At 28.2% G+C, this 11,561-nt stretch carries 10 protein-coding genes; 2 read left to right on the top strand and 8 right to left on the bottom strand.

The genetic code is table 11. The features are described 5' to 3' along the window. Positions 1–61: 61 nt before the first annotated feature. The 6 genes from ptsP to HF850_RS10540 all read right to left on the bottom strand — a co-directional run bounded on the left by ptsP (position 62) and on the right by HF850_RS10540 (position 8,250). Positions 62–1,681 (bottom strand): phosphoenolpyruvate--protein phosphotransferase, encoded by a 1,620-nt coding sequence (gene ptsP / locus HF850_RS10565; RefSeq protein ID WP_169105409.1) that lies wholly within the window; start codon positions 1,679–1,681, stop codon positions 62–64. Positions 1,682–1,927: 246 nt separating this feature from the next. Continuing rightward, positions 1,928–2,962, bottom strand: a complete 1,035-nt coding sequence (locus HF850_RS10560; RefSeq protein WP_169105408.1) for a ribonucleotide-diphosphate reductase subunit beta — start codon at positions 2,960–2,962, stop codon at positions 1,928–1,930. 91 nt (positions 2,963–3,053) lie between these two features. Beyond that, positions 3,054–5,282, bottom strand: a complete 2,229-nt coding sequence (locus HF850_RS10555) for a ribonucleoside-diphosphate reductase subunit alpha (protein ID WP_169105407.1) — start codon at positions 5,280–5,282, stop codon at positions 3,054–3,056. A gap of 184 nt (positions 5,283–5,466) precedes the next feature. Further along, complete coding sequence (locus HF850_RS10550; protein WP_169105406.1) at positions 5,467–6,828, bottom strand: HAMP domain-containing sensor histidine kinase; 1,362 nt, start codon at positions 6,826–6,828, stop codon at positions 5,467–5,469. Then, positions 6,800–7,492, bottom strand: a complete 693-nt coding sequence (locus tag HF850_RS10545; protein ID WP_169105405.1) for a response regulator transcription factor — start codon at positions 7,490–7,492, stop codon at positions 6,800–6,802. The genes HF850_RS10550 and HF850_RS10545 overlap by 29 nt, the downstream gene beginning before the upstream one ends. Before the next feature lie 29 nt (positions 7,493–7,521). After that, positions 7,522–8,250 carry a tetratricopeptide repeat protein gene (locus HF850_RS10540; RefSeq protein ID WP_169105404.1) on the bottom strand — a complete coding sequence of 243 codons (729 nt, stop codon included), beginning with the start codon at positions 8,248–8,250 and terminating at the stop codon, positions 7,522–7,524. 284 nt (positions 8,251–8,534) lie between these two features. Here HF850_RS10540 and HF850_RS10535 point away from each other — a divergent pair, with 284 nt between their 5' ends. Continuing rightward, complete coding sequence (locus HF850_RS10535; RefSeq protein WP_169105403.1) at positions 8,535–9,398, top strand: YitT family protein; 864 nt, start codon at positions 8,535–8,537, stop codon at positions 9,396–9,398. Between the two features lie 120 nt (positions 9,399–9,518). Here HF850_RS10535 and HF850_RS10530 read toward each other — a convergent pair whose 3' ends face one another. Then, a complete protein-coding gene (locus tag HF850_RS10530) occupies positions 9,519–10,079 on the bottom strand; it encodes a Fe-S-containing hydro-lyase (protein WP_169105402.1) in 561 nt (186 codons plus the stop codon). An 18-nt stretch (positions 10,080–10,097) separates the two neighbouring features. Then, positions 10,098–10,940: a fumarate hydratase gene (locus HF850_RS10525; RefSeq protein ID WP_169105401.1), complete on the bottom strand. Its 843-nt coding sequence runs from the start codon at positions 10,938–10,940 to the stop codon at positions 10,098–10,100. Between the two features lie 174 nt (positions 10,941–11,114). Here HF850_RS10525 and HF850_RS10520 point away from each other — a divergent pair, with 174 nt between their 5' ends. Further along, positions 11,115–11,288 (top strand): hypothetical protein, encoded by a 174-nt coding sequence (locus HF850_RS10520; RefSeq protein ID WP_169105400.1) that lies wholly within the window; start codon positions 11,115–11,117, stop codon positions 11,286–11,288. The last annotated feature ends 273 nt before the right edge of the window (positions 11,289–11,561 follow it).

The raw sequence follows: 11,561 nt of genomic DNA, 5'->3' as shown, positions 1-11,561 counted from the left end.
ACTCAAAAATAAAAACCATCATAATTAAATTACGATGGCTTTTACATATTAAAAATTATGATTATTCTTGTTCTAACATTATCTTTTTAGCATTTAAGATTGATGTAGCACTCATTGAGAATTCATCTAAACCATATTCAACTAATGTTGGGATAGCAGCTTCATCTCCTGCCATTTCTCCACACATTCCAACCCATTTACCATGTTTATGAGCTCCATCTATAGTCATTTTTATTAATCTAAGTACAGCTGGGTGCATTGGATTGTAAAGATATGATACTTTTTCACTCATTCTGTCAGCAGCTAATGTATATTGTATTAAATCATTAGTTCCTATTGAGAAGAAATCAACATGTTTAGCTAATTCATCAGCATAAACTGCTGCAGCTGGAATTTCAACCATGATACCCCATTGGATATCATCTGAATATTCTTTTCCTTCTGCTCTTAATTCAGCCTTACATTCTTCAACAACTTCTTTTGCTTGTTCAAATTCTTCTAATCCTGAAATCATTGGGAACATTACAGCAAGTTTACCATAAACTGAAGCTCTAAGTAATGCTCTTAATTGAACCTTAAATATTTCTTTTCTATCTAAGCAAAGTCTAATAGCTCTATATCCTAAGAATGGGTTCATTTCTTTTGGTAATGGTAAGTATGGAAGAGTTTTATCTCCACCGATATCTAATGTTCTGATAACAACTTGCTTACCTTCCATTTTTTCAAGAACAAATTTGTATGCTTCGAATTGTTCTTCTTCTGTTGGAGCACTATCTCTATCCATGTATAAGAATTCAGTTCTGAATAATCCTACACCATCTCCACCGTTTGCTATAACACCAAGTACGTCTTCTGGCTTACCTATGTTTCCACAAACTTCTATTCTTCTACCTGATTTAGTAGTAGTCTTAACATTTATTAATTTCTTTAATTCTTCTTGTTCAGCTTGGAATTTTTCTTTCTTAGCTTGATATTCAGCTAATACTTCTTCTGAAGGATTTATTATAACATCACCTGTTATACCATCAACTATAACCATGTCTCCATTTTTAACACATTTAGTTATGTCTCCTAATCCAAGTACAGCTGGAATTTCTAATGTTCTAGCCATTATAGCAGCATGAGAAGTTCTTCCACCTATATCTGTAATAAATCCAACAACTTTAGTTCTATCTAATCCTGCTGTATCAGATGGTGTTAAATCGTGAGCAACTACTACTGTATTGTTTTCAGTAATAGCAAATCCATCTCCACCCTTACCTGCAAAGTTTGCTAATATTCTCTTTGATACATCTTTAATATCTGCTGCTCTTTCTCTCATATATTCGTTATCCATAGATTCGAATATAGCAACAAAACTGTCTGCAACGCTTTGAATAGCTTTTAAACCATTAACGCTGTTTGATTCTATTTCACTCATCATAGCTCCAGTAAATTCTGGGTCATCTAATAGAGTAATGTGAGCTTCAAATACTTCAGCTTTTTCAGCTCCCATTTCTTCTAATGCTTTTGCTTTTATAGTCTCTAATTGACTCTTTGATTCATCTAATGCCTTTTGTAATTTTTCCTTTTCTGCAGCTATATCAGAAATTTTAGCATCAGTTACAACGATTTCTTCATGCTCCTGTAAAAATACTTTACCAATTGCATATCCCTTAGAAGCAGCAATACCTTTTTTCATAATACGGAATTCCTCCTTGATTGTAAATTTTATAAAAATATATTTTTCTTTCAGCTCATCAGTGTAATAATGAGTTAGTATTTAAGTCTAAACAACTTTAATTATACCATAATTTCTCTAAATATGACTTAATTAAAACGTTTTTTCTTACTTAAACCAATAATTAATATCCTTATCTTTGAAATTATAACATAACTCTAAAAATAGTATATCATATTTTTACATTATTTACTATCAGTTAATAATCTATAAATCATCAACTAATGTAGTAACTTTAGCATACGCAGTAGATCTTGCTTCAAAAAAGTCAGTTTTTACTGAATTAGCATTTGATTGAATATCTACCCATGTTGCTGGATTTTTTCCATATCCATCATATAATTTTTCTAATCCTATTTCTTTTAACCTCTTATTGGCTAAATATTTTATATAATCTTCTATAAGTCTTTTATTTATACCCTGAATCTTATCTCCAATAACATAATGCCCCCACATAATTTCCTGATCTACTCCGACTTTCATCATTTCTCTCAACTCATTTTTAATTTCATCAGTAAATAATTCAGGATTTTCTTTTTGTAATTCTTTAATTATATTTCTGAATAGCCATAAATGAGTATTTTCATCTCTGTTTATATATCTTATTTCTTGAGCTGAACCAGGCATTTTCCCGTTTCTTTCTAGATTGTAGAAAAACATAAATCCAGAATAAAAATATATCCCTTCTAATATATAATTTGCCATAAGCGTCTTCAAAAGATTCTTTTCAGTTGGATTATTTATAAATTCATTATATAAATCTCCTATAAATTTATTTCTATTGAGCAAGTTCTCATCATCTTTCCATTGATATAAAATCTCATCTCTCTTTTCTGGAGAACAAATACTATCAAGCATATAACTGTAGCTTTGTGAATGAACAGCTTCTTGAAAACTTTGAATTGTAAGACATAAATTAATTTCACTAGCAGTTATATAATTATTTATATTACTCAAATTTGCTGTCTGAATAGAATCTAGGAATATTAAAAATGAAAGAATCTTATCATAAGCAGTTCTCTCATCTTCTGAAAGATTTTTATAATCCTTTAAATCTTGTGATAAATTTATTTCTTCAGGTATCCAGAAGTTATTCATCCCCTGCCTATACCAATCCGAAACCCATGTATATTTCATATTGTTAAAGTCATTTAAATTAGTTGTATTACCATTTATAAGCCTCTTTCTACTTATTTCTCTATCTCCAAATTCATTAAAAAGAGGTTTCTTATTTATACTCATAAAAAATTCTCCTATCTGCCTAATACTTTAATCGCACATTTTTTAATCACATTAGATTTATCTAAATAGAAATATTTTCCTTTTAATACTTTTATGCTGAACAACTTTCACATTCAGTTACTTCTAATGATTTAGATCTAACATAATATATAGATTTAACTCCACATTTACAAGCCTCTATATATAAATTCATTATCTGTCTCATAGTGTAATTATTAGTTATATATAAATTAAATGATTGTCCTTGATCTATATGTCTTTGACGTATACCATTAATCTGCACAGACCATGCCTGATCTATATTATATGCAGAATTATAATACCAGTAATTTTCATCATTTAAATTTGGTGCAGTTTTAGGGATTATACTTCCTTTCTTTTCTTCTAAATAAAATCTGGCCATAATCGGGTCTATCCCCTCAGAAGTTCCAGCAATAGTTGCTGTTGAACCATTTGGTGCTATTGCAAACAAGTAACCGTTTCTCATTCCAAACTTCCTTACTTCTCTTTTTAAGTCACACCATTTTTCACTATTATATTCCCTTAAATCAAAATATTCTCCTGTATACCAGTCTGATCCTTCAAATAATTTATATGATCCCTTTTCTTTTGCTATATTCATACTTGCTCTTATAGCATAATAATTTATTCTTTCATAAACTTCATCAGCAAAATTCTTATGTTTATCTTCTGTCCAATGAATCCTATTGTTTGCAAGCATATGATGATATCCACTTGTTCCAAGACCTATAGCCCTATATTTCTTATTAGTAATTTCAGCAAAAGGTACTGAATAGTAATTTAAATCAATAACATTATCCATTGCCCTTATCTGTGTTTCAACTACATATTCAATTTCTTTTTCATCACATACATCAACATTTCCAAGAACTATAGATGAAAGATTACACACAACAAAATCTCCTGGTATTATTTTTTGAACCACAACACTGTCGCCATTCTCATCTATAATCTGGCTGTCTTGAATCTGCATTGGACTCATATTCTGCATAATTTCAGTACAAAGATTTGATGAATAAATCATTCCCTTATGTTTATTAGGATTCATTTTATTTACTGTATCTCTATAAAATGCAAATGGTGTACCTGTTTCAACAGCACTTTTAATAATAAGCCTTACTATATCCTTAACAGACATTACTCTCTTATCAATTCTGTCATCATTAACGCATTCATAATATTTTTCTTCCCATTCCACTCCATAAAAATCTTCTAGACTATATCCTTTAACTTCTTTAATCTCATGAGGACACATCATATACCATTTTGCATCTATATCATTTTCTGCAAGCCTCCAAAATAAATCTGGATAGCACAATCCTGGAAACACATCATGAGCCTTCTTTCTATCATCACCATTATTAGTTCTTATCTGAAGAAATTCTGGTATATCTTTATGCCATACATCAAGCCATATAGCAACTGATCCATTTCTAACTCCAAGCTGGTCAACTGCTACAGCAGTATCATTAAAAAGCTTTATCCATGGTATTATTCCACCAGATGCACCTTTAAATCCTCTTATAGGTGAACCAAGTGCTCTTACTTTTCCTAAATATGTTCCCATTCCACCACCAAACTTAGAAACCTGTGCAAAGTTATCTATTGATTTATAGATTCCTTCCAAACTATCATCTACAGTATCAATAAAGCATGAACTCAATTGATAAAATGGCTTTCTGGCATTAGACATAGTCGGAGTTGCCATAGTAGCTTTCAAAGAACTTAATACATCATAAAACCTTTTTGCCCAATACACTCTCTTTGCTTTATCTTCTGGTATAGCAAGATGCATAGCTATTCCCATAAACATCTGCTGTGGAAGTTCAACTGGTCTTCTATTGTAATCCTGAACAAGATATCTCTTGCTTACAAGGCTTATTCCACTATAGTTAAATAAAAAATCTCTTTCAGGCTTTATTTCTTTTTCTAATTCCTTAATATCCTCTTTTGAATAATTCTCCAAAATATATTTTCCATATAGACCTTTATCAGTTAATTCTCTAATAAATTCATAGTAATTAGCATATAACTCCTTATTACCGTCTAAATTTCTATTTTTCCTTACCTCATCATAAAGTTCATATGTATATATTTTAGATGCTGCATACTGCCAGTTAGGCTCCATATCCGTAGTTAATTCTAAACAAATCTGAATAAGTGATTTTCTTATTTCATTTTCACACATACCTTCTCTTACTACACGTCCTAACGCTTCTAATAGTTTTTTTTCAGTATAAACTCCATCATCTTCAATTCCCGATAATGCCTCCATACATAAATCATTCAAAATTGACATCATTATTACCTCCACTATATGTTGTATTTTCACTCTTATTTTCTCATTATCCTGTACAATATATTGTATATTATAGTTTTTCAACTAATAAAAGTAAAACTGTAAATTTCTAAAATAAACAAAATAAAAGTAGTTAATCTCCTTATTTCTACAGATTAACTACTTTATTAATAATTTTTATTCACTAATTATCTTTATTGATTATAGGGATATTTATATATATCTTAAACATATCTCCTTCTCTCTTTATTTTTACTGTTCCACCATGAAGTTCAATTATACTTTTAGTTATTGCAAGACCTAATCCTGAACCTTCTATTTTTGAATTTCTAGATTTATCTCCTCTTGCAAATCTTTCAAAAATTTCATCCTCATTAAAGTCCATTTCATAATTAGCTATATTTTTCATAGCAATTGTTACATAACGCTCATTTTTATATATATTAATATAGACTCTAGTATTATCTAAAGAATATTTTAATGAATTAATTATCAAATTCTCAATAGCCCTGGACATAAGTCTACCATCTAAATCAATATATATTGCTTCTTCATTACAATCAACTTTAAATGAAATATTCTTATCATAATATAGATTGCTATATTCTCCTACCCCCTGATGAATTAAGGATAAAAAATCAATCTTTTCCTTATTAAGTTCCATCTTACCACTATTTATTTTAGACATTTCAAATAAATCTTCTATTAATGCTTTAAGCTTCAACGATTTTTTTTCTAAGATATCAACATAATTTTTACGTTCCTCTTCTGTTATATCATCACTCTTTAATATATTTACATAATTTATTATTGAAGTAAGAGGAGTTTTTAAATCATGAGATACATTTGATATAAGCTCAGTCTTTAATTTCTCATTTCTTACCCCCTCTTCAAGTATTTCCTTATATCCTGCTTTAATTAAGTTAATATTTTCAGCTAATTCTCTTATAGTTTGCGAACCTTTCAGCTTTATTTCATCTTGTACCTTTCCTTCACTTACTTTTCTAAGCGCTTCATTTACTACACATATATCAAGAGTCTTTTTTATTCCATATATGAGTGCTAAAAATAAGCATACCATCATTATAAGGCTTCCCTTGAATGGATATGTTTGAAAAAACCTCACAAAAATATTGTTCTCATATCCTCCTGTTGCTAAAAAATATAGATATGTTATAAGAACTATTATTCCAAGAGTTATTGATACAAGTAAAGTTTTTCGTGTCTGCTTATATCTAAATCCATTTTTAAGTACAAAAATCACATTATTTATAACCTTAGATTTAATATTAGGAGATTTAGGATTCCTCTTAATTATCAATGCTATTTTAATTATGAATAATGCATCTATTACAAATAAAATAATTAATTCTAATATATTTTTTTGTATTTCTTTTACTGCAATTTCATGCTGTATCCTATTTGCTTGAGCATAGTCTCCGAATATAGAAAATAACACTAAAGTTATTAATGTAATTATTAGGATATCTATAAGATATATACTATTCCAATATACTTTAATTATCTTTTTCAATTTTGTATCCAATACCCCACACCACCTTAATATATTCAGGTTCTTTTGTATTTATTTCAATTTTTTCTCTTATTCTTCTTATGTGAACTGTAACAGTATTTTCGCTCTTATAAAAATTTTCTTCCCATACTTTTTCATATATTTCTTTAATCGAAAATACTTTTCCTAAATTAGATGCTAATAAATAAAGAATCTTATATTCTGTGGCTGTAACTTTTACTTCTTCTCCTCTTACAGTAATCTTTTTCGCAATAGTATCTATTACAAGATCTTTAACTTTAATAATATCTTTTCCGGATTCAACATTCAAAGGTTTTTCATATCTCCTAAGCTGTGATTTCACTCTTGCCACAAGTTCTAAATGATTAAAAGGCTTTGTTATATAATCATCTGCTCCTACATTTAATCCTAATATTTTATCTGAATCCTCTCCCTTAGCTGAAAGCATAATTATAGGTAGATTTTGATTTTCTCTTATCTTCAAACACGTTCTTATACCATCTAATCTAGGCATCATTACATCTAATATAATTAAATGAATTTTTTGCTCTTCAAGTATTTCAAGCGCTTCTATCCCGTCTTCTGCTTTAAAAACATTAAGATGTTCCCCTCTTAAATATATTTCAATTGCATCTCTTATTTCTTTCTCATCATCTACTACTAATACATTAAACATGTTTTCATCCCTCCTAAAATAGTTTTTTACTAACTATTAATTAAATTTTCAAAATCCTTAGATGATTTTACTGGGTTAAAATCTTTTTCTGTTTTAGCCTCTTCCTTAACTTCTGGATTTATTTCTATTGCTTTTTTCAAATATTTTACTGTATTATCTACATCGCCTCTTCTACCATATATAGATGCGATTCCATAATATGTCCATTCATATTCTTCTACTTCTAAATCCTTATTATACCAATTCAATGCTTCTTCCATATTACCATATAGTTCATATGTAAGCCCCTTATTGAAAAGTGCATAACCATAATCCGGTGATATTTGTAGTGATTTATCTATATCTTTTATACCACCATCATAATCTCCATTATACGCTTTAGCTATTCCTCGTATATTATATCCTTTTGGATTTTGAGGAAATTCCTCTAATAATATATCTGCTTTTTTTATTGCCTCTTCATATTTATTTGAAAAAAATAAATTATATGCCTCAGTATATAATCCTTCTTCTTTTTCTGAATATAAATTTTCTTCATTCTTATCAGAAGTATTATCATTTAATACTTCCGAATTATCTTTATTTGTATTATTAGAATTGTCTTCTCCAATGATTTGTTCTTGAATAATATTTATATTGTCTTTTTTACTATTCTTATTTTGAATTAATTCATAAGATATTACATATACTGATATTATCACTAGGATTATAAGTATAATTTTCTTAACTCGTAAACTTCCTGGTAGTTTTATATTCATAAAATCTTCAACTCCTGTTTATAAAGCAACTCTATAATTAAACTGTATCATAATTAAATATATCTAACAATTTTAGATTGATACAAATTATCAAATTCATATTTTTCACTCTATTGTAAGTGTAATCCCTTAAAATCTAAATAGTTTTTTTAACAAATTTACCAAACATATTATCTCTCATTAAAAGTATTTTTTCAATAAATCTTATTTAGTGTTATTTTCCTTGCTTTTTAAATTATAACGTGCATTAATATATAGAGTATTAACTTAAAAGGAGTATTCTTATGAATACATACTACAAATATAAAGCCAACATACAAGATCTAGTAATTATTTTTATAGGATGTATTATAGCATCATTAGGTGTCAATATCTTTTTATCACATGCTAAACTTCTTAGTGGTGGAGCTACAGGTATAGCACTTTTATTTCAATACACACTGAATATTCCAACAGGTTTAACTGTATTATTAGTAAATATTCCTCTATTACTAATAAGCTATAAAAAGTTAAATAAATCATTTACTATATACACTACAATAGGTATGTTATGTTTATCACTTGCACTTGTGATAACAAAACCATTATCATCATATGTGCCTATGGGAGGACTTGATACTCTTATATATTGTATTTATGGTGGTGCATTATGTGGTATAGGATATGGATTAGTGTTTTTAAAAAATGGTTCAACTGGTGGAACAGATATTATTACAATGCTTATAAGAAAAAAATATTCAAATTTTAATATTGGATCATTAAGTTTTTCTATTAACATAATTATAATTCTTATTGGAGCATACCTATTTGGACTTCCACAAGCTCTATATACTTTTATATCTCTATTTATTCAAAATATTGTATTAGATAGGGTACTTTTAGGATTTAACAGTAAAAAACTTCTTCTCATACTTACAAAAAAAGAAGAAGATATTATAAATTATGTTCTTAAAGACCTCCATCGTGGAATTACATCTTTAGTTGCTGAAGGTGAATATACTCATGATAGAAAGAAAATGTTATACTGTATCGTAACAAGTAGACAAATGGTAACATTAAAAAATGCAGTTCTAAATATAGATCCTTCTGCTTTCATAACTGTAGTAGATATTTCTGAAGTAAGAGGAAAAGGGTTTGTAAGTATATAATTAAAAATATAAATTACATACAATGATAAAAAGAATGTATTATGGCTAAGCAATACATTCTTTTTTATTCATAATTTATTATTATTTACTACGACTTAATATAATATTTAAATCTGAAGTTTACTTATTTGTAGAATTTAAATATTCTTTTTGCCCTAATTCATATAAATTATTTCCTTGTGAATCAATTATTACAACCAAAGGCATGTCCTTCACTTCCATTTTTCTTATAGCTTCTGCACCTAAATCTTCATATGCAATTATTTCAGATTTTATTATACTTTTAGCTATAAGAGCTGCTGCACCTCCAATTGCACCAAAATATATACATTTATTCTTTACTATAGAATCTATAATGTCCTTATTTCTTGCACCTTTTCCTATCATGCCTTTAAGCCCTAAATCCATTAACTTAGGAGCATATGCATCCATTCTATAGCTAGTTGTAGGACCTGCTGACCCAATTGCCTTTCCTGGTTTAGCTGGAGATGGTCCAACATAATATATTATTTCATTTTCTATATCTAATGGAAGCTCTTTTCCTTCATCCAAAAGCTCAATAAGCCTTTTATGTGCTGCATCTCTAGCAGAATATATTGTCCCACTTAATAATACAGAATCTCCAGCTTTTAAGTTAGAAATCTGTTCACTTGTAAGTGGTGTATTTATTTTAATCTCCATTCCATATTCCTCCTAATTCTATATAAATGCTTCTTTATGTCTTGTTGCATGACAGTTTATATTTACTGCTACAGGAAGTCCTGCAATATGTGTAGGATACACTTCTATATTTAGACCAAGTGCTGTAGTTCTTCCTCCAAAGCCTTGTGGTCCAATTCCAAGCTCATTTATTTTTTCTAAAAGTTCTTTTTCCAAATCTTTGTAAAATTCATTCTTGTTCCATGTATCTATAGGTCTTATAAGTGCCTTTTTAGCTAAATAAGCTGCTTTATCAAATGTTCCTCCTATCCCAACTCCAATAACCATAGGTGGACATGGATTAGGTCCTGCAGATTTAACAGTATCTAATATAAATTTCTTAACTCCATCAAGCCCATCAGATGGTTTAAGCATACCTATTTTACTCATATTTTCTGATCCAAATCCTTTAGGCGCAAGTGTAATTTTAATTTTATCACCATCAACAATATCATAATATATGACAGCTGGAGTATTATCACCAGTATTTATTCTTTTTATAGGGTCTCCAACAACAGATTTTCTTAAAAATCCTTCATAATACCCTCTTCTAACTCCTTCATTAATAGCATCTTCGAGTTTTCCACCTACAATATGTACATCTTGTCCAATTTCTACAAACACACATGCCATTCCAGTATCTTGGCACATAGGCATTTGCTCATTTTTAGCTACTTCGGAATTTAATATTATCTTATCTAATACTTGTCCTGCTAATTCATAAGTTTCTTCTTTTCTGGATTTTTCTAATGATTCTTTAATATCATTTCCTAAAAAATAATTTGCTTCAATAGAAAGATTTTTAACTGTTTCTATTATTTTTTCAACATTTACTTCACGCATTATTTCAACCCCTTTTCTTTTTATATATTTAGCTTAACTTTTTTTCACATTATTTACAACAAGTTATTTATAATAATATTATTAATTCCTTGTAAATCATAAAATACATATTTATATGATATAGCTACTATATTTAAAATATAACAATTAATATATTGTGAAAGGCATTGTTTAATGAATGATAAAATTATAAATAAAATTATAGATACTATAATCTATCTTTTAGTTATTATTTTAATCTGCTTGATATTTTATAATTTATTCCTATTATTTACTCAAAATAATCCATCAGCTCAAGCTCCTAGAAACAGTATTGAAGCAAGTCCTCCAACTATACAGGAAGCTTAAGTATTTTATTTTTGCATTGCCTCTTCTATATGAATTTACTTATTGAAATTTCCAAAATCAAATTACATTTCTCATAATACTGTATAAACTTTTATTATTATAAATTTTAAAGTAGCATAAAAGACTGAAAACATAGATTTTATCCTATATTTTCAGCCTTTTAATTTTATAATATAAACTTAAATACTATTATTTTGGCTCAACACTAAAAACTGCGCTTGACAACTAAATTACCAATATTTACAGATAAAAAATGCACTTAAAATCCTGTAA

Source organism: Clostridium sp. SM-530-WT-3G (assembly GCF_012843905.1).
Taxonomy (GTDB): Bacteria; Bacillota; Clostridia; order Clostridiales; family Clostridiaceae; genus Clostridium.
This window is presented reverse-complemented; position numbering and strand designations above follow the sequence as displayed.

Excerpts from the sequence above, each read along its gene's own strand:
- HF850_RS10530 (WP_169105402.1), bottom strand. The coding sequence starts at position 10,079 with ATGGAGATTAAAATAAATACACCACTTACAAGTGAACAGATTTCTAAC.
- HF850_RS10535 (WP_169105403.1), top strand. The coding sequence starts at position 8,535 with ATGAATACATACTACAAATATAAAGCCAACATACAAGATCTAGTAATT.
- HF850_RS10520 (WP_169105400.1), top strand. The coding sequence starts at position 11,115 with ATGAATGATAAAATTATAAATAAAATTATAGATACTATAATCTATCTT.
- HF850_RS10555 (WP_169105407.1), bottom strand. The coding sequence starts at position 5,282 with ATGTCAATTTTGAATGATTTATGTATGGAGGCATTATCGGGAATTGAA.
- ptsP (WP_169105409.1), bottom strand. The coding sequence starts at position 1,681 with ATGAAAAAAGGTATTGCTGCTTCTAAGGGATATGCAATTGGTAAAGTA.
- HF850_RS10545 (WP_169105405.1), bottom strand. The coding sequence starts at position 7,492 with ATGTTTAATGTATTAGTAGTAGATGATGAGAAAGAAATAAGAGATGCA.
- HF850_RS10525 (WP_169105401.1), bottom strand. The coding sequence starts at position 10,940 with ATGCGTGAAGTAAATGTTGAAAAAATAATAGAAACAGTTAAAAATCTT.
- HF850_RS10540 (WP_169105404.1), bottom strand. The coding sequence starts at position 8,250 with ATGAATATAAAACTACCAGGAAGTTTACGAGTTAAGAAAATTATACTT.
- HF850_RS10560 (WP_169105408.1), bottom strand. The coding sequence starts at position 2,962 with ATGAGTATAAATAAGAAACCTCTTTTTAATGAATTTGGAGATAGAGAA.